The 20,940-nt window shown below is 66.2% G+C and carries 16 protein-coding genes; 11 read left to right on the top strand and 5 right to left on the bottom strand.

Going from position 1 to position 20,940, the window contains the following annotated elements:
* Nucleotides 1–18: 18 nt before the first annotated feature.
* From BKH33_RS00475 to pepN, 5 genes are all read left to right on the top strand, one after another.
* Nucleotides 19–2,181: a M13 family metallopeptidase gene (locus tag BKH33_RS00475; protein WP_043539653.1), complete on the top strand. Its 2,163-nt coding sequence runs from the start codon at nt 19–21 to the stop codon at nt 2,179–2,181.
* A gap of 203 nt (nt 2,182–2,384) precedes the next feature.
* A complete protein-coding gene (locus tag BKH33_RS00470) occupies nt 2,385–3,335 on the top strand; it encodes an LPXTG cell wall anchor domain-containing protein (RefSeq protein ID WP_076142428.1) in 951 nt (316 codons plus the stop codon).
* A 155-nt stretch (nt 3,336–3,490) separates the two neighbouring features.
* The gene (locus BKH33_RS00465) at nt 3,491–4,582 is read left to right on the top strand and encodes an LCP family protein (protein WP_043539648.1); all 1,092 of its coding nucleotides are present in this window, start codon (nt 3,491–3,493) and stop codon (nt 4,580–4,582) included.
* A gap of 222 nt (nt 4,583–4,804) precedes the next feature.
* The gene (locus BKH33_RS00460) at nt 4,805–6,460 is read left to right on the top strand and encodes an LPXTG cell wall anchor domain-containing protein (protein WP_076142426.1); all 1,656 of its coding nucleotides are present in this window, start codon (nt 4,805–4,807) and stop codon (nt 6,458–6,460) included.
* Nucleotides 6,461–6,660: 200 nt separating this feature from the next.
* Nucleotides 6,661–9,252, top strand: a complete 2,592-nt coding sequence (gene pepN, locus BKH33_RS00455) for an aminopeptidase N (protein ID WP_076142424.1) — start codon at nt 6,661–6,663, stop codon at nt 9,250–9,252.
* Nucleotides 9,253–9,357: 105 nt separating this feature from the next.
* Here pepN and BKH33_RS00450 read toward each other — a convergent pair whose 3' ends face one another.
* Nucleotides 9,358–10,878 carry a PTS transporter subunit EIIC gene (locus BKH33_RS00450; protein WP_050998539.1) on the bottom strand — a complete coding sequence of 507 codons (1,521 nt, stop codon included), beginning with the start codon at nt 10,876–10,878 and terminating at the stop codon, nt 9,358–9,360.
* Nucleotides 10,879–11,075: 197 nt separating this feature from the next.
* Between BKH33_RS00450 and BKH33_RS00445 the strand changes: the two genes are divergently transcribed.
* From BKH33_RS00445 to BKH33_RS00435, 3 genes are all read left to right on the top strand, one after another.
* Nucleotides 11,076–11,825, top strand: coding sequence for a GntR family transcriptional regulator (locus BKH33_RS00445; RefSeq protein ID WP_003784430.1), 750 nt, complete (start codon nt 11,076–11,078; stop codon nt 11,823–11,825).
* 195 nt (nt 11,826–12,020) lie between these two features.
* Complete coding sequence (locus BKH33_RS00440) at nt 12,021–12,251, top strand: PTS sugar transporter subunit IIB (RefSeq protein WP_003784439.1); 231 nt, start codon at nt 12,021–12,023, stop codon at nt 12,249–12,251.
* Nucleotides 12,248–12,709, top strand: coding sequence for a PTS sugar transporter subunit IIA (locus BKH33_RS00435; RefSeq protein ID WP_043539650.1), 462 nt, complete (start codon nt 12,248–12,250; stop codon nt 12,707–12,709). Before BKH33_RS00440 ends, BKH33_RS00435 begins: the two co-directional genes overlap by 4 nt.
* 142 nt (nt 12,710–12,851) lie before the next feature.
* On the opposite strand, the gene malQ is transcribed toward BKH33_RS00435, so the two are convergent.
* Complete coding sequence (gene malQ / locus BKH33_RS00430) at nt 12,852–15,062, bottom strand: 4-alpha-glucanotransferase (RefSeq protein WP_043539656.1); 2,211 nt, start codon at nt 15,060–15,062, stop codon at nt 12,852–12,854.
* A gap of 413 nt (nt 15,063–15,475) precedes the next feature.
* The gene (locus BKH33_RS00425; RefSeq protein ID WP_076067990.1) at nt 15,476–15,751 is read right to left on the bottom strand and encodes a PTS sugar transporter subunit IIB; all 276 of its coding nucleotides are present in this window, start codon (nt 15,749–15,751) and stop codon (nt 15,476–15,478) included.
* A gap of 323 nt (nt 15,752–16,074) precedes the next feature.
* Here BKH33_RS00425 and ptsP point away from each other — a divergent pair, with 323 nt between their 5' ends.
* The 3 genes from ptsP (at nt 16,075) to BKH33_RS00410 (ending at nt 19,138) form a co-directional block, all read left to right on the top strand.
* Complete coding sequence (gene ptsP / locus BKH33_RS00420) at nt 16,075–17,772, top strand: phosphoenolpyruvate--protein phosphotransferase (RefSeq protein ID WP_076142434.1); 1,698 nt, start codon at nt 16,075–16,077, stop codon at nt 17,770–17,772.
* On the top strand, nt 17,769–18,749 hold the full coding sequence (locus BKH33_RS00415; RefSeq protein ID WP_003780815.1) for an acyl-CoA thioesterase: 981 nt from the start codon (nt 17,769–17,771) through the stop codon (nt 18,747–18,749). The genes ptsP and BKH33_RS00415 overlap by 4 nt, the downstream gene beginning before the upstream one ends.
* Nucleotides 18,750–18,874: 125 nt before the next feature.
* Nucleotides 18,875–19,138, top strand: coding sequence for a hypothetical protein (locus BKH33_RS00410; RefSeq protein WP_179078985.1), 264 nt, complete (start codon nt 18,875–18,877; stop codon nt 19,136–19,138).
* A 297-nt stretch (nt 19,139–19,435) separates the two neighbouring features.
* On the opposite strand, the gene BKH33_RS00405 is transcribed toward BKH33_RS00410, so the two are convergent.
* Nucleotides 19,436–20,140 (bottom strand): M23 family metallopeptidase, encoded by a 705-nt coding sequence (locus BKH33_RS00405; protein WP_003780811.1) that lies wholly within the window; start codon nt 20,138–20,140, stop codon nt 19,436–19,438.
* Between the two features lie 158 nt (nt 20,141–20,298).
* On the bottom strand, nt 20,299–20,742 hold the full coding sequence (locus BKH33_RS00400; RefSeq protein ID WP_171971985.1) for a peptidase inhibitor family I36 protein: 444 nt from the start codon (nt 20,740–20,742) through the stop codon (nt 20,299–20,301).
* Nucleotides 20,743–20,940 lie beyond the last annotated feature (198 nt).

Raw genomic sequence — 20,940 nt, 5'->3', positions numbered from 1 at the left:
CGGGTTAGCGTGTCCGTCATGACTGACGCCTCGCCGATTCCCACTGGACCTTCCTCCGACTCACCATCGCGGCCCTCCACGCGGCTGGGCGCCGCTGCTGAGACCGCTCCCCCGGTTCTCGCCGGTGTCCTGGAGACGGCCACAAGCGATTCCTCGATCCGCCCCCAGGACGACCTGTTCCGCTTCGTCAACGGCGGGTGGCTCGCCACCGCAGAGATCCCGGCAGATCGTCCTAGCAGTGGTGCCTTCACCGTGCTGCGCGACGAGGCCGAGGCCGCCTGCCGCCAGATCGTGGAGGAGCTCGCCGAGGACTTCTCCACAGAGTCCTCCGAGGTCCTGCGCACGAACCGGGGCCGCGTCGGTGCTCTCTACGCGGCCTTCATGGATCAGAAGCACCTGGAGAAGCTCGGGGCCGAGCCCTTGACTGTTGAGCTGACGCCGGTGCTGGCCGCCTCCTCCAAGGAGGAGCTGGCCCGGGCACTCGGAGAGATGACGCCGCTGGGGTTCATGGGCGTCGTCGGCGCAGACGTCGAGGTCGACATCAATGACCCGCAGCGCTACACGAGCTGGATCGGCCAGTCGGGGCTGGGCCTGCCGGACGAGTCCTACTACCGCGAGGAGGCGCAGGCCCCCCTGCGCCAGGCCTATGTGGCGCACGTGGCCACGATGCTCGAGCTGGCAGGGCTGACCGAGTCCCTCACCGCCTCCGGAGAGAGCCTCGCCGAGCGTGTCATGGCCGTGGAGACCGATCTGGCCAAGGGCCACTGGGACCGCGTTACCTGCCGCGACGTGGAGAAGATGAACAACCCGATGTCCTGGCAGGAGATCGTGGACTCGGCCCCGGGCCTGCCCTGGCAGGAGTGGCGCGAGGGGATCCTCACCGCGGCTCGGGCCGCCGGCGTCGAGCGGACCACCTTCCTTGACGAGGCCATCGTCACCCAGCCCGACTACCTGCCCCACGCCGCCGGCGTCTGGCAGGGCGCCGACCTGGAGGACCTCAAGGCGTGGGCGGCCTGGCACGTCGTTCACGGGCGCGCCACTCTGCTCTCGAGCGCCTTCGTCGAGGAGAACTTCGCCTTCTACGGCCGTACGCTCCAGGGGACCGACGAGCTACGAGCCCGGTGGAAGCGCGGTGTCGGCCTGGTGGAGTCCTGCCTGGGCGAGGCACTGGGCGAGATCTATGTGGAGCGGTACTTCCCGCCGTCGCACAAGTCGGCGATGGAGGCCCTGGTCAGCCGGCTCATCGAGGCCTACCGGCAGTCCATCTCCTCACTGGAGTGGATGAGTCCGGCCACGCGGGAGCGGGCCCTGGAGAAGCTGGCGCTGTTCACCCCCAAGATCGGCTACCCGGTGCGCTGGCGCGACTACTCCGCCGTCGAGATCACGCCCGGGGACGTGCTGGCCTCGGTGCGCAGCGTGGAGAGGGCCGACATGGCCTACTCCCTGGGCAAGCTGACCAAGCCGGTGGATCGCGACGAGTGGCACATGACGCCTCAGACCGTCAACGCCTACTACAACCCGACGATGAACGAGATCGTCTTCCCCGCTGCGATCCTTCAGCCTCCCTTCTTCGACCCGCATGCCGACGACGCCGTGAACTACGCGGGCATCGGCGCTGTCATCGGCCACGAGATCGGCCACGGCTTCGACGACCAGGGCTCCACCTTCGACGGCACAGGAAAGGTCAGCGACTGGTGGACCCAGGAGGACCGGGAGGCCTTCACTGAGCGCACACGGGCGCTCATCAGCCAGTACGACGCCTACACGCCCGAGATCATCCTCGCCAAGCACGAGGCCGCGGGCACGACGAAGGAGGAGATCCCCCACGTCAACGGCGCTCTGACCATCGGGGAGAACATCGGCGACCTCGGGGGGCTAGGGATTGCCCTCAAGGCGTACGCCCTGGCCCTGGCCGACGCCGGCATCGACTCAGTGGACGAGGCACCGGTCATCGACGGGCTCACCGGCCTGCAGCGGTTCTTCTACTCCTGGGGACGGATCTGGCGCTCCAAGAGCCGCCCGGACTACGCCGAGCTGCTTCTGACCGTGGACCCGCACTCGCCGGCCGAGTTCCGGTGCAACGGGATCGTGCGCAATGTCGACGCCTTCTACGAGGCCTTCGATGTCACGCCCGACGACGCCTTGTGGCTGGCCCCGGACAAACGGGTCTCCATCTGGTAAAGGACCCGGGCGCTCGGAATCGCATCCGAGCGCCCGAACTCATTGGCCCACATGGGCCAAGCCGCGACTGCTCAACACTGAGGCCGATACCTCATTCTCAGAAAACGATGGAACCTCCTCCCATACAACGCTAAGGTTGATAACAACGCGGTGACACCCCGTCTCACCGGTTGCCACCTACACCCGTAGACCTAGGAGTACTCATGCGTCTTGGACGCCCCCTGGCCGCCGCGAGCGTGATGGCCGCCGCCATCGGCGCTTCCCTCGCCGCCTCGCCCGCCCTGGCCGATGGCAGCATCAAGTTCGCCGACGACCAGCAGAACATCGTCAACCCCTCTGACACCGCCTTCGAGGTGGCCGGAACCGGGTGCACCGGCAAGGACGCTGCTGTTGGGATCGCCCTGTACGCCCCTGACGGCACCATGTCGGACGTCGTGAAGGCCACCCCCGACGCTGAGGGCAACTGGTCCACCACCCTGGACATCCCCGCCCTGGTCAAGTCGACCGGCGTTGAGGCCAAGACGGACGGCTCGACCGACGGCTGGTCCATCGGCGCCGGCTGTGTCGCCTACGGCGAGGAGAAGGGCCAGGCCCTGGAGGCCGTCGCCTTCGACGACACCAAGGTGGACGGCACCTACGAGATCACCACTGACGAGAACGGCGCTCAGACCATCAAGGTGGACGTCAAGGGCTTCTCCCCCAACGAGGAGGTCACTCTCACCCTCGTCGGCAAGGACGACCCCTCCAAGACCTACACCGTCGGCAAGCTGAAGGCGGACGCCGAGGGCAACATCAAGGGCGAGCTGCCTGCTCCCTCGGGTGTGGCCGACGGCGAATACGTGCTGACCTTCGAGGGTGCCCGCTACGGCGAGGGCGGCAGCAGCAACAAGACCGTCGTCGCCAAGAACGGCGTCCTCGACCTCATGACTGACGGCGACAACAACATCGCTGACAACGGTAGTGCCACCGCCAGTCCGACCACTCCCGCCAACGGCGGCAACAGCGCCCCGGCCAGCACCGACTCCCCCCAGACCGGCACCACCAACAAGCCGCTGGCGCAGACCGGTTCCAACGGCCTGCTCTTCGGCGGCATCGCCGCGGCCCTCGTGGCCATCGGTGGAGGCGCCCTGTTCCTGCGTCGCCGCAAGGCCTGACCCCGCCCTCCCAGCATGACTGGGAACCCGTCCCGCCGGGGAGACGGCATCGAAGTGTGCCGTCTCCCCGGCGGCCTTGTGCCGCCCGGAGGCACCACGCGGCACAAGAGCGACCACGGCCTGCGCCACTCTTCCCAGAGGCGGACACTGAGACCATGAGCCCTCCCCCCGACGACGAGCACGACGCAAGCTCCCCAGCCACTTCCGAGGACACTGCGGACGGCGCTGACGTCAGCTCCTCCCAGCCCCGGCGACGCCGCCGCAGGGGCGCGAGACGGTGGCCGATGCGGCGCAGGGTCACTGTCGGTCTGAGTGCCGCGGTCATGACCGCCGCTCTTGTCCTGGGGACCGATCTCGCTGTCCTGGCACATCGCCCTGCACGCGTCGACATCGCCATGCCCTCCACGTCATCTCCGACGGCGGGCGAGACCTGGTTGATCCTAGGGACGGACTCACGTACCACCGTACCGGGAGATCAGAGCCGGTACGGAACCACTCAGGAGGTGGAGGGGACCCGAGCCGATGTCCTCGCCCTGGCGCGCCCCTCCGAGGCAGGACTCACCATCATCAACCTGCCCCGAGACCTGACTATCAACAGCAAGGACAGGGAGCTGGACCGCCTGGCCACCACCTATGTCTCCGGACCGCAGAACACGGTCAACGCCCTGTGCACCGGCCTGGGAATCCCCACCACGCATCTGGTCACCATCGACATGGCGCAGTTCGCCAAGATCATCGACTCCCTGGGCGGGGTCGAGGTGGATGTCCCACAACCTGTTCGGGACGCGTATACCGGACTGAACCTCACCTCGACCGGCCGTCACCGGCTCAAAGGGATCGACGCTCTTGCCCTCGTCCGTTCCCGACACCCGGAGATCCTGCGCAACGGCACCTGGGAGGCCATGAGCGAGGCCGACGGCGCCCAGCGCCGCAACCAGTCCACCACCATGGTGATGCAGGCGGTTCTGTCCGCCGTCGGACAGGAGTCCAGTAATCCTGTGACGCTCCACCGTCTGGCACATACAGTGGCAGGCAACATCACCCTGGACTCAGGAAGCGGGCTCGGTGACCTGATCGTCCTGGCACGCAGCGCGGCCAAGGCACAGAAGACCGGGACCACCACGATCATCGACCTGCCGACCGGGCCTCGGGACGAATCGATCATCATCTCCCCCAACCGGCAGTCTCGCGATCTGCTGGCCGGCTACGGATACAGCCCCAAGACCTGCCATCCATCAGGCTCCTGATCACCCCGCTACCGAAGTCGCATGTATTCCCCAGGATTTCAGCATTTCAGGAGGATCCTCAACGATCATCGTTTTTGTCACGTGAGTGAGGCCACTCATTGAAGTGTTGGGGATCACATGACATACCCACGACATCGCCATATTCCTCGTTACGGTAGATAACGAGCCGGTGAAGAATCAGGTCGCCGGCAGCCATCGTTCCCCGTAGACCTAGGAGGACACATGCGTCTTGGACGTCCCCTTGCCGCGGCGAGCGCAGTGGCCGCAATGACTGGAGCCTCTCTCATTGCCTCCCCTGCTCTTGCAAATAACTCCAACCGGAACAGTCCGAGCAGCCCGAGCGCCACGAGCAGCCCGAGCGCACCCAGCAGCCCGAGCAGCCCAAGTGCACCCAGCAGCCCGAGCACCACGAGCAGCCCGAGCCCTTCCGAAAGCGCCCCGAGCCCCAGCGGCTCCCCCAAGGCCAGCCCAAGCGGTTCCAGCGAGACCACCTCAAGCAGCAGCTTCAAGATCACCCAGGAGAAGACCTTCGTCTCCGCCAGCACCAACACGTCCTTCACCGTCTCGGGAAGCGGCTGCACCGGGGAGCAGGCCACTGTCGGTATCGCGCTGTACGCCCCGGACGGCTCTGTCTCCGACGTCGTCAAGACCCAAGCGGCCGCCGACGGCAACTGGTCCGCTGACCTTGACCTGGAAGCGCTCATCAAGTCCATCGGCACCTCTGCTGCCACCACCACCGAGGGGTGGAAGATCGGCGCCGGCTGCACGACCAACGGCGGCCAGACCGAGATGACCCAGGTGACTACGCAGCAGCAGACTCAGATCTACTTCGACGACACGCGCATCACCGGCTCCTACGAGGTCTCCGCCCGTACGGAGAGCCAGGGCCAGACCTTCTCCTTCAACGCCCAGGGCTTCTACGCCAGCGAGACGGTGACTGTCGTGCTCAAGAGCAAGAGCGACTCCAGCATCACCTACACCCTCGGAGAGCTGACGGTTGACGCCAACGGCAACCTCCAGGGCAACCTGCCCGCGCCCACCGACGCGGCCAACGGCGAGTACCTCCTGGTGCTGACCGGTTCCCACCACAGCGAGACGGCCACGAGCCAGACCGTGACCAGGGTCTCGGAGCACACCTTCACCATCGAGACCTCCGAGAGCACCACCACTGAGCGCGGAACCACCGAGAGCCAGACCACCGAGAACAACGGCGGTGGTGACACCTCGGAGAAGACCGAGCGTGAGCGCACCGAGAACAAGGCCGGCGCCAACAACGGCGGTGGTGACAACCAGAAGAACGGCGGCTCTTCCGAGACCTCCGAGAGCCAGAAGTCTGAGAAGTCTGAGACCTCCACCTCTGAGAGCCAGAAGTCTGAGACCTCCACCTCCGAGAGCCAGTCCACTGAGCGTTCCGCCTCCGAGGCCAACGGCGCTAACAACCAGGCCAACGGCAAGGACAACAAGGCCGCAGCCGAGCAGCAGGCCAACGGCGCTAACAACCAGGCCAACGGCAAGGACAACAAGGCCGCAGCCGAGCAGCAGGCCAACGGCGCTAACAACCAGGCCAACGGCAAGGACAACAAGGCCGCAGCCGAGCAGCAGGCCAACGGCGCTAACAACCAGGCCAACGGCAAGGACAACAAGGCCGCGGCCGAGCAGCAGGTCAACAACCGGGCCGAGGAGGGCGGTAAGAACTCTGGCTCAAGCGCCAAGGACTCCTCCTCCGAGAACAAGGCCGCTGGTGAGACGAAGACCGGCGAATCCGACCGGTCCCTGGCTCACACCGGTGCCAACGGCATGATCTTCGGCGGGATCGCCGCGCTTCTCGTGGTCGGCGGAGGGGCGGTTCTGCTCCTGCGTCGCCGCAACAAGGCCTGAGCCGCTCTGCGGCCAGTCTCCTGAGTGAGATTCCTGGCATCAGGAGAACTGCCTTCCGTCGCCGGGGAGACGACATGCTCATGTGTCGTCTCCCCGGCGACGTTGTCGTGCACCCCGGGCGCACCACCTGAGACAGGAAGATGAGACAATCGCCCGGCGCCCCATGAGCCGCGTTTCCCTCTTATACAGGAGTTCCTCTTATGCCCGGTCAGAACCTGACTCGTCTCGAGGCCACCGATCGCAGCGCGACGGTGCACACCCGGAGTTACGACGTCACCCTCGATCTCACACGCGGTGAGACTGTCTTCGGATCATCAACGACCGTACGGTTCACGTCCACACAGGGCTCCTCCACCTTCATCGACCTGATCGCCCCCGTCGTCCACTCCATCTCCCTCAACGGGCGTGCCCTCGACCCCGCTGAGGTCTATGCGGACTCACGCATCACCCTGACGGGGCTGGCCGCCGACAACGAGCTGGTCGTCGTTGCTGACTGCGCCTACATGCACACCGGAGAGGGACTGCACCGTTTCACCGACCCGGCCGACGGCGAGACCTACCTCTACAGCCAGTTCGAGGTACCCGACTCCCGGCGCGTATTCGCCGTCTTCGAGCAGCCGGACCTCAAGGCATCCTTCACCTTCACCGTCACCACCCCGTCGAGCTGGACGGTGCTGTCCAACTCCCCCACGCCCGAGCCGACTCCCACTGAGGACTCCGACGGCTCGGGTGACGCCCACACCTTCGCCTTCGCCCCCACAGAGCCGATGAGCTCCTACGTCACCGCGATCGTCGCGGGCCCCTACGTGGGAGCCACCGATGAGTATGTGGCGAGCGACGGGCGCACCGTTCCCCTGGGCGTCTACTGCCGCAAGAGCCTGGTCGAGCACATGGACTCAGCGGAGATCCTGGACCTGACCAAACGGGGCTTCGCCTACTACGAGGACCTGTTCGCAACGCCCTACGCCTTCACCAAGTACGACCAGATCTTCGTACCCGAGTTCAACGCCGGGGCGATGGAGAACGCCGGCTGCGTCACCCACCGTGACGACTACATCTTCCGCTCCCGCCCCGTTGAGGCCCGCGTCGAGCGACGGGCCGTGACCATCCTGCACGAGCTGGCCCACATGTGGTTCGGCGACATGGTCACCATGACCTGGTGGAACGACCTGTGGCTCAATGAGTCCTTCGCCGAGTTCACCTCCACCCTGGCCACTGCTGAGATCACCCGGTGGGACCAGGCCTGGACGACCTTCCAGACCCTGGAGAAGAGCTGGGCCTACAACCAGGACCAGCTCAGCTCCACTCACCCCGTGGCCGCCGAGATCAACGACCTCCACGATGTCGAGGTCAACTTCGACGGCATCACCTACGCAAAGGGGGCCTCGGTGCTGGCCGCCCTCGTGGGCTACGTGGGCCGGGAGAACTTCTTCGCCGGCATCCAGCGATACCTGGCGGCGCACGCCTACTCCAACGCCGAGCTGGGCGACCTGCTCCGGGAGCTGGAGGCGGTCTCGGGCCGTGACCTGAGCAGCTGGACCCGTCTGTGGCTCCAGGAGGCCGGCGTGACAACCCTGCGCCTGGAAGTCGTCACCGACGCCGACGGCGTCATCACCCAGGCAGCCGTCCGTCAGGAGATCCCGGCCGACTCGCCGGCATCACTGCGCCCTCACCGGGTGGCGATCGGCTCCTACAGCCCGACCGGCCAGGGCGCCGATACGCACCTGGAGCGCACCAACCGCATTGAGCTCGACGTCGATGGTGAGCTGACACAGGTCCCCGAGCTGGTCGGTGCCAAGCGGGCGGATGTCCTCGTCCTCAACGACGACGACCTCACCTACGCCAAGGTCCGTCTCGACGAGGAGTCCCTGTCTCATGGGCTCACGCATATCGAGGCCTTCGCCGAGTCCCTGCCCCGCTCGATCGTCCTGGCCTCGGCCTGGGACATGGTGCGCGACGGCGAGCTCGCCGCTTCCCATTTCCTGAAGGCGGCACTGCAAGCACTGGACGTCGAGGAGCACTCCTCGGTCATCCAGGGCCTCCTGGGGCGGATCACCACCTGCTTGTCGGCCTTCCTGCCCCCGGCCGTGCGCCGAGACCTCGCGCCTGGCACCGCTGACCGCCTGCTGGAGCTGGCCCGGGCGGCCCAGGCCGGAAGCGACAAGCAGCTTCAGCTCATACGTGCCGTGGCCGCCCACGCAGTGACCGGTGAGCAGCTCGACGTCGTGGCCGGCTTCTTGGAAGGCACCTCGGCACTTGAGGGTCTCGATGTCGACCAGGACCTGCGCTGGGACCTGCTGACCGGACTGGTGGCTGCCGGCCGCTTCGGTGAGGAGCGGATCCACGCCGAGGAGGCCCGGGACCGCACGACCACGGGACGGGAGCGCGCCGCCGAGGCCCGTGCCGCCATCCCGACACCGGAGGCGAAGGAGGCCACGTGGCGGGCGCTCGTCGATGACGCCTCCATGCCCAACGAGACCCAGGTACGCGTGCTGCGCGGCCTGACCAGTGTCGAGCGCCGACCCGACCTGCTGGTGCCTTTCGTGAGCGAGTACGTGGAGGCGATCGACTCCCTGTGGTCCTCTCGCACCTTCCACATGGCGGAGAACCTGCTGACCGGCCTGTGGTCCTGCGCCACGGTGGGCCTGGACGGGGCGGACCCGGCTGCTGCTCTGGAGGGCTGGCTGGAGTCCCACGCCCAGGCGCCGGCGGCCCTCAGGCGGATCGTGCGCGAGAACCTCGACGACACCCGACGTGTGGCCAGAGCCCAGGCGGCTGAGACCGGCGAGTAGCCGCTTCGGGAACTCACTCGGAGCGGGATCGAGAGAGGGACTGGCCGGGGCCGGACGCACGATGCGCCCGGCCCCGGCCAGGTGAGTGATGATTGTCGGAACCGCTCAGCGCCGACGCGTTTCCTCGGCCTTCTTGCCCGTGGACTTCGCGGCAGCGGCCTGGGCGGCGGCGAAGGCGTCGACGTCGTCGTCCTCACGACCCGGGGTCTTGAAGTCGAACCTGATGATGAGGAAGCGGAAGAGGAAGTAGTAGATGACGGCGTAGAGCAGCCCCATGATGACGATCATGAGCGGGCCTTGGACCACACCGCCGGAGAGCTCGGAGGACTTGCCGAAGTTGAGCAGGTAGTCGATCGCCCCGGCGGAGAAGGAGAAGCCGTCCTTCGCGCCCAGGAGGTTGGCGATCGCCAGGGAGGACCCGGTCAGCACCGCGTGGACGGCGTAGATCGGGAAGGCCACGTAGGCGAAGGCGTACTCAAGGGGTTCGGTGATGCCGGTGATGAAGGCGGTCAGAGCAACCGAGATCATGAGGGCGCCGGTCGCCTTGCGCTTGGCGGGCTTGGCGGTGTGCCAGATGGCCAGCGCGGCTGCGGGCAGGGCGAACATCATGATCGGGAAGAATCCGGTCATGAAGCCTCCGGTCCACGAGTTCGAACCGTCCACGCCCTGGAAGAAGCAGGTCAGGTCGCCGTGCGCGGTGCCGCCCGAGGCCGTCTGGCAGGATCCGAGCTGGAACCAGGGCACCGAGTTGAGCAGGTGGTGCAGGCCGAAGGGGATGAGCAGCCGGTTGACCGTGCCGAAGACGAAGACCGCCAGGGCGCCGGCAAGCCCCTTGGAGTTCCCGGCATTGATGAGCCAGCCGCCGAGCTGTTCGTTGATGAGCCAGTTGAAGGCCGGGTAGAGCGCCGACATCGCCAGGGCGATGACGAGCGCGGCACCGGAGGTGATGATCGGGACGAAGCGGCGCCCTCCGAAGAAGGCCAGCCAGTCTGGCAGCTTGACGCGGTAGTAACGCTGCCAGAGCAGGGCGGCGACGACGCCGATGACGATACCGCCGAGGACCCCGTAGTTGATGGGTGTCTGGGTGGGAATGTCACAGATCTTGACGCCCTGGTTCCAAGGGCCTACCTGAGCGATCTCCCCCTTGGCGGGATCGAAGCCGTGCAGGCAGTCGAGAGCCTCCTGGCTCAATGGCTCAGGCTTGCCCATAATGATGGGCGACATGGTCCAGGTGACTGCGCGGTAGACGAGGAAGCCGAACAGGGCAGCCACCCCAGTGGAGCCATCGGCCTTCCTGGCGAACCCCACGGCGACGCCGACGGCGAAGATGAGGGGCAGGTTGTCGAAGACCGCTCCACCGGCCGCTGCGAAGACGTCTGCGACGGGTTGCAACCAGGACAGGTTCTTAGCCAGTCCGTCGGCTCCCAGCATGTCCGCCTGCCCCAGACGCAGCAGCAGGCCCGCCGCTGGAAGAGTGGCGATCGGCAGCATCAGCGATCGCCCCAGCCGCTGAGCGAGTGCGAAGGCGCCACTCGTTTTCTTCCTCTTGTCTGCCACGATGTTCTCCAGTTCAGGATCAAGCGGCGTCACTGCCGCATCGGAGTTGCCCGCATGGCTGCCCGCCATGACGGTGGCGGTCTGGACGGCTCGACTCCGAACACGTCTGGACCAGTGACACCAGAGAAACCGAAAGAACTTTCAATGTCAAGCACTGAGTGCACTCTTCAGCCATAATGAGGCACGCAAACGCAACGGAGCGGAAACAATGGTTGCGACCAGTTCACTTTCTGACCGCTTCTATCCACCGTCGACCAGGGAGTCCCATGCCCAAGAACCCAGGTAAGAGACCGGCGAAGTACGTCATCGTGCGCAACCATCTGCTGGAGCTCATCAGGAACGGACTCGCCAGCGGCTCCCCGGTCCCCTCCGAGCGTGAGCTGTGCGAGCAGTTCGAGGTCTCCCGAATGACCGTGCGCCAGGCCATTGACACCCTCGTCGTCGACGGGGTCCTGGAGCGCCATCAGGGCAGGGGCACGTTCGTCGCACCCCCGAAGCTCGATCTGCAGGTAAGACTGACCTCCTTCACCCAGGAGATGCAGCGGCGCGGGATGGAGCCCGGCGTTGTCATGCTACTGACCGAGACCGTCCCCGCAGGCGAGACCGTGGCGGCTGCGCTGGAGCTCGAGGCGGGCACCGAGGTCCATCACCTGCGTCGCCTACTGACCGCCAATGCCATCCCCATGGCCATCGAGGAGAACTGGATCCCTGCGGCGCTTCTTCCTGACCTGCTGCGCACCAGCCCGAACTTCTCGGTCTACGCAGAGCTGACCCAGGCCGGAATGGCACCCGAGTGGGGCGAGGACATGATCGAGGCCCATGCGGCCACGGCCCAGGAGGCGGCACTGCTGTCCGTCCAGGAGGGAGCCCCGACCCTGGACATCACTCGGCGGACCTTCCACGAGCACTGCGCGATCGACTACTCGCGCACCCTGTTCCGCGCCGACCGTTACACCCTGTGGGTTCCGGTGGCCGCTCCCAAGCCGGCCTTCCGCCCCTCTCGCCCTCGGCCTTAAGAAAACATCACCGATCGACACTGGACAAGCCCATGACGACCTGTACCATGGTCTACTGGTATGGACCACTAGTCCGGTAAGGCGAAGGAGCCATCACCTGACAGTGCATCTTCGCTACTTTCTGACGCCCATTCCGGCACCGCCACGCACCACCCCAGAACCCGGCACCTGTCCGGTCAGACCCAGGAGGAACCCATGTCCCAGGCACAGAGCATCGTCGACGCCCTCGGTGGATTCGACAACATCGTGGAGATCGAGCCCTGTATCACCCGTCTGCGCTGCGAGCTCGAGGACGGATCACTCGTGGACGAGCCCGCACTCAAGGCGGCGGGTGCGCACGGGGTCGTCAAGCTGGGCGAGATCGTGCAGGTCGTCGTCGGTCCCAACGCCGACACCATCGCAGAAGACATCGAGGACCTGCGGTGAGCCAAGTCGTCCGGTCACCGGTGGCCGGCGTCGTCGTTGCTCTCGACGATGTTCCCGACCCCGTGTTCTCCGGCCGGATCGTCGGTCCGGGAGTAGCGGTCATCCCGGACCGTGCTGGTGGCGATGACGTCAGCGCCCTGGCACCGATCAGCGGCACCGTCTCGAAGATCCATCCCCATGCCTATGTCATCACCGATGACAACGGTCGCAGCATCCTGGTCCACCTGGGCCTGGACACTGTGGGTCTGGGAGGCAGCGGCTTCACTCTCCTGGTGGCCGAGGGCGAAGCGGTCGATGCGGGCCAGCCCGCCATCACCTGGTCACCTGTTCAGATCGAGGCAGGTGGACTCAACCCGATCGTCCCCGTCATCGCCCTGGAGGGGCAGGAGTCCGCCCTGACCCCGGTTCCGTCGGGACAACGGGTTGAAGCCGGAGACCCGCTCATGACCTGGGCATGAGGCCGGGCTACCGCATGCGGTCATACACGGTCGCATGCGGTCGCTCCCTCGCACGAACGGACTGTGGTCCCGGCCATCACCTGGACGGCCGGAACCACAGTCTTCCGCGGCATCGTCATCGTCGGTCAAGCCGACGCAGACGTCAGGAGGACGACGTCATCTCATCACGCACGACGGACAAGAGGCTGCCCAGGCGGGCGTTCTCGGGCAGGTCGTCGACGAGGACGACCTCACCGGCGCCGTCGGCCAGGGGGATCCTCCAGTTGGGGTACTCCTGGTCAGTGCCGGGCTGATTCTGAGCGCGCCGCTCCCCCACGCCGTCGACCAGCGCGATGCCGACCAGGACCGAGGGGGTACGTACCACGTAGCGGTGCAGAGCCTCGACCATCTGACGCTCGGTGGGGGCCTCCCCCAGCAGATCGTGCTCACGCAGCCGGGCCGTCATCCGGTCGCGCTCGATACGGGCCTCGGTGCGCACCTGCTCGACCGGCTCGGTGAGCAGGCCGAGGCGCTCACGCAGCTCGACGTGCTCGTCGGCGAGGTAGCCGGCTGTCGGAGGGAGGTCGTGGGTGTTGACCGTGGACAGGGCCAGACGCCGGTAGTCCTGCGGCTGGAGGGGCCAGCCGTCGTGCTGCTTCTCGAACCACAGCACACTGGTTCCCAGCACACCACGGCTGGCCAGGTAGTCGCGAGCCCAGGGCTCAACGGTGCCCAGGTCCTCGCCGATCACGACGGCGCCGGCTCGGTATGCCTCCAGGAGGACGACGCCGAGCATGGCCTCATGGTCGTAGCGCACGTAGGCGCCGCAATCGGCCCCCATGCCCTCAGGGATCCACCACAGGCGGAACAGGCCGATGATGTGGTCCACGCGCAGCGCACCAGCGTGACGCAGCACCGTGCGCACCATGTCACGCAGAGGGGCGTAAGCGGAGCGGGCGAGGTACTCGGGGTTCCACGGCGGCTGGGACCAGTTCTGGCCCTGCTGGTTGTACATGTCCGGCGGTGCGCCCACCGTGACGCCGGAGGCGAATGCCTCCGGGTTGGACCACACGTCCGCACCCTGCGAGTGCACGCCCACGGCGAGGTCGTCCATGATGCCGAGCGCCATTCCCGAGGCCAGGGCCTCGGCCTGCGCGCGCGCCAGCTGCTCGTCGACGATCCACTGCAGCCAGGCGAAGAAGTCGATGCGCTCGGCCAGTAGGTGAGCCTCGTTGGCCACATAGGCCGAGTCCGGATCGCGCAGCGTAGCGGGCCACGTCTCCAGGGAACCGTGCTTCTCCACCAACGCGCTCCACAAGGCGAAGCGCTCCAGCCCCTCGCCCTGCTCGGCACGGAAACGCTCGAAGTCGCGCTGCCGGGCGTAGGAGCGGCCTGCGGAGAAGATGACCTCAAGGGCCTCATGCTTGGCCTTCCACACCGTGTCCCGATCGATAGGCTCGGCGCTCAGGTCGCTGTCCTTGACCTCCTCGAAGGCCCACTGCACCAGCGAGCGCTTGGGACCGGAGAGCCGGGCCACCTCCGGGATGTTCTCAGGCCGGATGTAGAGCGGGTTGACGAAGCGGCGGGTGACGGGCAGATAGGGCGAGGGGGTCATCGGCGCTACTGGCTCAGCCGCGTGCAACGGGTTGATGAGCAGGAAGTCGGCCCCCTGGTCCCCCAGGAAGGAGGCGAGCTCGGTGAGGTCGTCGGTGTCGCCGGTTCCCCAGGAGCCCCGCGAACGAATCGAGTAGAGCTGGGTCATGACGCCCCAGCCACGCTCCCCAAGAGCCTTGGGCAGATCAAGATGGTTAGGGGTGACCGCCAGAGCCGAGGTCACCGTGACCGTCTCCGCCTCACCGTCGGCCGGCGCAGCGGCGTGCGCGCCCTGAGGCGCCGACTGTCCGGAGCCGGGGCTGACCTCCGCGATGAGCCGGTGCCAGCCCAGGGGCAGGTCGGTTCCCAGGATGAAGGAGGCGCGACCACGCTTGACTCCGTCGACCTCTCGGGGCACCGTCCAGTCCTCGGTCTGGGTCAGCTCTCGGACCCCACCGTCCTCAAGCTCGACGCGTACCCGCACCTTCGCACCGTCGGGGACGTACACGGGGACGGTGGACTCCACTCCGCCACGAGTGACTACGGTGGGAGCGAGTGTCTGGCGCCAGGGAGCGTCCTCCACCTCTCGCAGGGAGCGCTCGATCTCCTCATCGGTGCGGGCGCTCACACCGAGCGCGGTGAGCACGGCCTTGAGGGTGGCGCCCGAGGGGGAGGCGAGGTTGCCGTGGTAGTCCCAGTACTCGGTGGAGACACCATACGCCTCGGCAAGGTGCTTGAGGCTCTCAGAAGCGGGTGACTGGTCGTCGTTGAACTCATTCATGTGCATGGGTCAGCCTTGCGTGAGCAGATGTGCGGTGGAGTGCCGTGGAGGAGGGTTGCGCTCCGCCGTCAACCCTGGGGAACCGCCGGGTTGGAACGGGACGCAGACGCTAGAAGGGCTAGCAGTGTCCAAGTGTGCCCCAGCGACGAATGGTTGTGCACCCGCCGCACCGGGCCTGCTGACGTTTTGCTGCAACTGTTTCACGGTGACGCCCCAGAATCATGCCGATGCGTACCAGGAGCCCGGGAAGCATGTGTCCAGGACCGCATGGCGGGTCGGCACCCGGTTGAAGACCGGCGGGGCCATGGGCCGCAGCACGCCCAGACGTCGTATGACCGCGGACAGGTCGTCCGGCTCCAGGATGAGGGTGCTGGAGCCGGACGACCTACCGACCGACGGCGGCCGGGCCGCAGTCAGAGGGACGCGATCTCCGAGGCGAGGGTGTCCGCCGTCGGGCCGACGACGACCTGGACGACGCGGCCGGAACGCACCACGCCGAAGGCGCCGGCCGCCCGCAACGCCTCTTCATCGACCTTCGCCTGGTCGGTAACCTCCACACGCAGACGCGTGATACAGGGCTCGAGGGCGGTGATGTTCTCCCGGCCTCCGAGGCCGGCAACGATGTCTGATGCAGTACTCATGGCTATTCCCTTCTCGGTTCCCGTCCTCTCGCAATCCCCATCTGTCATGCGGTCGGGCGGGCGGCTGAAGTCCTTCGTGGTCACGATCACTTTATCCCACCTCCACGCCGTTCGCGGCGAGGGAGCCCGGTCTCGGTACGGAGAGGATGCGACGGGGCAGCGAGGAGCCCGGGGGCTCCGTACGAGGCGGCACTCCCACCGAGCACCTCCTCGCTTCACGAGATTCCCGCACGTAACCTTATGGGAACGCGATAGAAGCCTTGACGACGCCGCAGAGGAGATCGTTATTCCCCTGGCGGAAACGTCTCATTCAGGGCGTAGTCAGGGCACAATGAGCGATGATCCCTTTCGTCTCCGATGAGGAGCACCACATGACAGCGTCCGACACCACTGCCACAACCCTGTCCGGCATCGGTGTGAGCCCTGGCCTTGTGGCCGGGCCCGTCGCCAGGATGGCGCCCCCTATTCCTGAACCCGAGATCGCCACTCTCGAGCCCAGCCGCGATGTCGAGAAGGAGTGCGAGCGCATCGCGCTGGCGGCTCAGCAGGTCAAGAAGGGCCTGGAGCTGTCCGCCGCCGAGGCCAAGGCCGAGGCCCGCACCCTCCTTGAGACCACAGCACAGATGGCGGCCGATCCCACTCTGACCTCGACGGCGCAGGCCATGGTGCGAGAGAAGCGCCTGGTTCCCGAGCGTGCCGTGTGGGAGTCAGCCGGAACGCTGGCCACGATGCTGGAGTCGCTGGGCGGCTACATGGCGGAACGCACCCGCGACGTGCAGGACGTACGAGACCGTATCGTCGCAGTCCTGACCGAGTCGCCCATGCCGGGCATTCCCCGCCTGCCCGAGCCCTTCGTGCTCGTGGCCACCGACCTGGCCCCGGCTGACACCGCGCTGCTGGACCCCGAGAAGGTCATCGCCTTCATCACCTCCGAGGGCGGGCCCACCTCTCACACCGCCATCCTGGCCCGCGCTCTGGGTATGCCGGCGATCGTCGGCACCGGCGAGGAGGTCACCGACGCACTGGCAGAGGGTGACATCGTCCTGGTGGACGGCACCAAGGGAACGATCACCATCAATCCCTCCGAGGACGCTCTGCGCCGGGCCCGCGAGCTCGCCTCGCGCGTGCGTGTCTTCAACGGCGACGGCGCCACCAAGGACGGCCACGAGGTCCAGCTGCTGGCCAATGTTGGTGACGCAGCCGGAGCCCGCAGTGCTGCGGAGGCCGGAGCGATGGGTATCGGCCTGTTCCGCACCGAGTTCTGCTTCCTCGACCAGCCCGAGGAGCCCACGGTGGAGGCTCAGGTGGAGGCCTATCAGGGCGTCCTGGAGGCCTTCCCCGGAAAGAAGGTCGTCGTGCGCACGCTCGACGCCGGGGCTGACAAGCCGCTGCCGTTCCTGACCGATGCCACCGAGGCCAACCCGGCGCTCGGCGTGCGCGCCTACCGGACCACGCGCCGCGACCCCGAGGTGCTGGAGCACCAGCTCGAGGCGCTGGCCAAGGCCGAGGCCGCCACCGAGGCGAAGGTATGGGTGATGGCCCCGATGATCTCCACGGCCGACGAGGCCAAGGCCTTCACGGAGAAGGCGCGCTCCTACGGCCTGAAGACGGCCGGCATGATGATCGAGGTTCCCTCCGCCGCGCTCATGGCGGACAAGCTCTTCGAGCACGCGGACTTCGCCTCCGTGGGCACCAACGACCTCACCCAGTACGTCATGGCGGCCGACCGCCTGCTGTCCTCGCTGGCCGACCTGTCCACGGCCTGGCAGCCGGCCGTGCTGCGTCTGATCGGCACGGCATGCGAGGGTGCCTCTCCCAAGGGTCGGCCAGTGGGCGTGTGCGGTGAGGCCGCTGCGGACCCGGCGCTGGCAACGGTGCTGGTGGGCCTGGGCGTCGCCTCGCTGTCGATGACGGCACGCGCACTGCCAGATGTCGACGCCGTTCTGAAGTCCGTCACCCTCGACGAGTGCCGGGAGCTGGCCAAGATCGCCATCGCCGCGGCCACCGCCGAGGACGCTCGCGCCGCCGTGCGCGCCAAGCTTCCGATCCTGGAGGAGCTCGGTCTGTGACCAGCCCCTACCCCGTCCCCGCCGCCACGGAGGAGCCCCTCGGCTCAGTGACCCGGGTCCTCGGCCTGGCGGCGGGAGATGGGGAGGATCTCTTCACCGGCGGTTCCCTGCCGCAGCTCTCGGGCCGGGTTTACGGCGGTCAGGTGGTTGCCCAGGGAATGCTCGCCGCCGCCGCCACGGTCGAGGACGACGGCGACGGGGAGCGTCTGCCGCACTCGGTCCACGCCTTCTTCATGCGGGGCGGTAAGCCGGACAAGCCGATCAGCTTCGCCGTCGAGCGGTTGCACGACGGCCGATCCTTCTCCCAGCGACGCACTGCGGCCTCCCAGGAAGGCACGTCGATCCTCACGATGCTCACCTCCTTCCAGGAGGAGCAGGAGGGGGCTGACATTCACGTAACGGCCCCCTCGGTACCGCGGCCTGAGGACCTGACGAGCGCCCTGGAGATCTTCCGCACCATCGATCACCCGGTGGCGCGCTTTCTGGGGCGCACGGCGGCATTCGACCTCAGGCACGTGGAGGGCAACCTCTATCTGCGTCCCGCCAGGGAGCGAGCCGGCCGCCAACATCTGTGGATGCGTTCGCGCAGTCGTATCCCGACGCAGACCTCTCAGACCGTGCACCGGGCGCTGCTGGCCTATGTGTGTGACCAGGTGATGCTGGAGCCGGTGCTGCGCAGCCAGGGGCTGTCCTGGCGCAGTGAGGGCATGAGTCTGGCGACCCTTGACCACGCACAGTGGTTCCACCGCGACGTGGACATGGGCGACTGGCTGCTCTACGTGCAGGACTCCCCCTCCTCACAGGGTGGCCGGGGCATGGCGCGAGCCCAGGTCTTCGACTCATCCGGCAGACTCGTGTCGACCATCGCCCAGGAGGGCATGGTCCGCATACCTACGGACTCAGGGGCCGACGCCGGCTCGGGCCGTTGGCGGATCCGTATAGGCGAGGGCGACGACGGCAGCGCGATCCCCAGTTGACGCCCTCCCCACCTTTCCCTCTCAGGTGATTCATCGTGCCGATTGCCGTACTTCAGGTTCTCAACGCTTTCGCCGCAACAATCAGTGCAGTGTCATCAATGCTGGTTGTCTTCCAACCTCGGATCATGAGCAAGTCGCAAGAGATCAGCGCCGGAGAGAGGTTCTTCGCTCAGATGTACGCGGCTCGAGCGGTTCCCTTCGGCATAGTCACTGCAGTCATACCTTTCGTCGCAACTTCAGACGTCGCTACCGTGAGACTGGTCCTCATGGCTGCGATGGCGGTCCAGATCGTCGATGCCGGCATCGGTGTCCGACGCAGAGAGCAGGCCATGATCGTTGGTCCATCAATCGCGGCAATCGTTCACGGCACTATGGCATGGTATGCCTAAGAAGAAGGTTTCCTCATAGGAGTCACCGCTGCCTTTGCTGTTCCCCTGTATGACCTCAGCGACTCGGTACGGGCCGAGAACTGTGTTGTCCGTCCAGGACGTACCTCTCCTACAAACGACTACCACCGGGCCTCAGAGGTTTGCAGGAAGACGCAGTCCTCGCCGGAAAAGTACGTCCCCGATCAGAACCAGCGCACCGCACCGTAGGCTCATCCTCTAATTCTCGTCGCAATCAGGCCGCAGCAGCCCCGCAACGGATCGTCACGCCGGATCTGAGACTCGTTCTATGGCGTCACATCAAAGTCGAGCGATGACCGAGCCCTGCTCAGGGCAGGCCTGCTCACGCAGCGTCCACGGGGCACCTTGCCTCGGGCGGTGTTGCTGGAACTCGTCGAAACGGAGCGGCACACCTTTCGCGGCATAGGGATCAGGGCTGTCCATCGCCTGAATGTGGAGATGTGGCTGCGTGGAGTTCCCGGAGTTGCCGCATCTGCCGATCTGATCGCCGGCGCTCACCCGGTCACCAGCCGACGCTTGAACGGAGCCTCGCTGGAGGTGTACGAGTCCAACGTAGTAAGGGCTTTCTGCAACCTGGATGATGACGTGATTCCCAAGGATCACGGTCAGTCCTCGCCGAATCCTCCGGGGCTGACTCAACCCGTACGGGATGAGCGTCAGTATCGAGCGGCGCGCCTCGTGGTCGGGTTCGCCGTCGTGAACAGACACCACGGTTCCTGCGACGGGCGAGTACAGGGGGCGCCCGAAGGCGTAGAAGAGCTCTGGCGGTTCGGTGGCGAAGACCGTGCGCAGGCTGCGAGCAGGCGCCGTGCGACCGTGATCGTCGACGACAAGGAAGTCGAGCGCGTACGTGGTGCCGAACAGGTCGGTCCCGTGGCTCGGGACGCGGCGCGTGGGGCTGACCTCGCTCAGCCACCACCCCTCGAACGGGAGCCTCCCTATGACGCCGCCTTCGGGAATGGGCCCCGATGTCTTCCTACTCATCGCAACGCCTCCCAATAGGCACTCTAAGCACGGTCAATCCTGCCGGACAAGGCACGTGAGACGCAATCGGGGGCGTTTATCATGAGAGCAGTGCCAGTCGACATCTGTTGAAGTCGACTGGCACCACTGTTTACGACACCCCATCAGCTCAGCCCAGGCTACAAGGGGCAGTTCCCATTCACGCACAACTTAACGTTGTCGATCTTATGCGACGCATTCTCATTCTTGAGGTCAGGACGGAGGTTCACCGGCTCACCATCAGGAATCGTTTGACTAGGCCCCGAGTAGTTGGAGTTGTAGTAAATAGTCACCGACTGGCCCGTCCGATTCCAGACCGAGGCCACATTGTTCTTCACACACTCACCTCGACCATTTCCGTCCCCCTTGAACTCATAGCAGTTGGGCTGACTTCCCCCATAGTTTGGGACGGAGCTACTGAAGTCGGAAACCGATCCTTCCCCGTTGCTGTTGTAGTAGAAGCAGACCTCCCCCTCGTCACAGACGCCGTCCCTCTCAGCGGCACTTGCTGCCGAGGTCGGAATCAGGAGAGCGCCGGCGGTAAGCAGGAGAAGTGAGCCAGCACTTGCGATACGGCGAGCCATTGTCGCACCCATGATGATTGTCCTTTCAAAGTGGCGGAGTACTCGAGGCGGCACCCCGACCACACGAGGTTGCCGCCTGAAAAAACCATAGAATCCACCGTGCGAAACTCACCAGAGCGGTCGATCCCCCTTGACGAGTATCTACCCAACCACTATTGTTGTCGATTTTCTTCATCCAGTCGTGCCGGCGCCGACACC

The sequence above is a fragment of the Actinomyces naeslundii genome, from assembly GCF_001956585.1.
Taxonomy (GTDB): domain Bacteria; phylum Actinomycetota; class Actinomycetes; order Actinomycetales; family Actinomycetaceae; genus Actinomyces; species Actinomyces naeslundii.
Note: the sequence above shows the minus strand (reverse complement) of the source record. Positions and strands in the feature narration are given on the sequence as shown.

Bases quoted from the DNA above. Each gene is read 5' to 3' on its own strand.
- BKH33_RS00475 (WP_043539653.1), top strand. From the start codon at position 19: ATGACTGACGCCTCGCCGATTCCCACTGGACCTTCCTCCGACTCACCA.
- BKH33_RS00470 (WP_076142428.1), top strand. From the start codon at position 2,385: ATGCGTCTTGGACGCCCCCTGGCCGCCGCGAGCGTGATGGCCGCCGCC.
- BKH33_RS00465 (WP_043539648.1), top strand. From the start codon at position 3,491: ATGAGCCCTCCCCCCGACGACGAGCACGACGCAAGCTCCCCAGCCACT.
- BKH33_RS00460 (WP_076142426.1), top strand. From the start codon at position 4,805: ATGCGTCTTGGACGTCCCCTTGCCGCGGCGAGCGCAGTGGCCGCAATG.
- pepN (WP_076142424.1), top strand. From the start codon at position 6,661: ATGCCCGGTCAGAACCTGACTCGTCTCGAGGCCACCGATCGCAGCGCG.
- BKH33_RS00450 (WP_050998539.1), bottom strand. From the start codon at position 10,878: ATGGCGGGCAGCCATGCGGGCAACTCCGATGCGGCAGTGACGCCGCTT.
- BKH33_RS00445 (WP_003784430.1), top strand. From the start codon at position 11,076: ATGCCCAAGAACCCAGGTAAGAGACCGGCGAAGTACGTCATCGTGCGC.
- BKH33_RS00440 (WP_003784439.1), top strand. From the start codon at position 12,021: ATGTCCCAGGCACAGAGCATCGTCGACGCCCTCGGTGGATTCGACAAC.
- malQ (WP_043539656.1), bottom strand. From the start codon at position 15,062: ATGAATGAGTTCAACGACGACCAGTCACCCGCTTCTGAGAGCCTCAAG.
- BKH33_RS00425 (WP_076067990.1), bottom strand. From the start codon at position 15,751: ATGACAGATGGGGATTGCGAGAGGACGGGAACCGAGAAGGGAATAGCC.
- ptsP (WP_076142434.1), top strand. From the start codon at position 16,075: ATGACAGCGTCCGACACCACTGCCACAACCCTGTCCGGCATCGGTGTG.
- BKH33_RS00410 (WP_179078985.1), top strand. From the start codon at position 18,875: ATGAGCAAGTCGCAAGAGATCAGCGCCGGAGAGAGGTTCTTCGCTCAG.
- BKH33_RS00405 (WP_003780811.1), bottom strand. From the start codon at position 20,140: ATGAGTAGGAAGACATCGGGGCCCATTCCCGAAGGCGGCGTCATAGGG.
- BKH33_RS00400 (WP_171971985.1), bottom strand. From the start codon at position 20,742: ATGGCTCGCCGTATCGCAAGTGCTGGCTCACTTCTCCTGCTTACCGCC.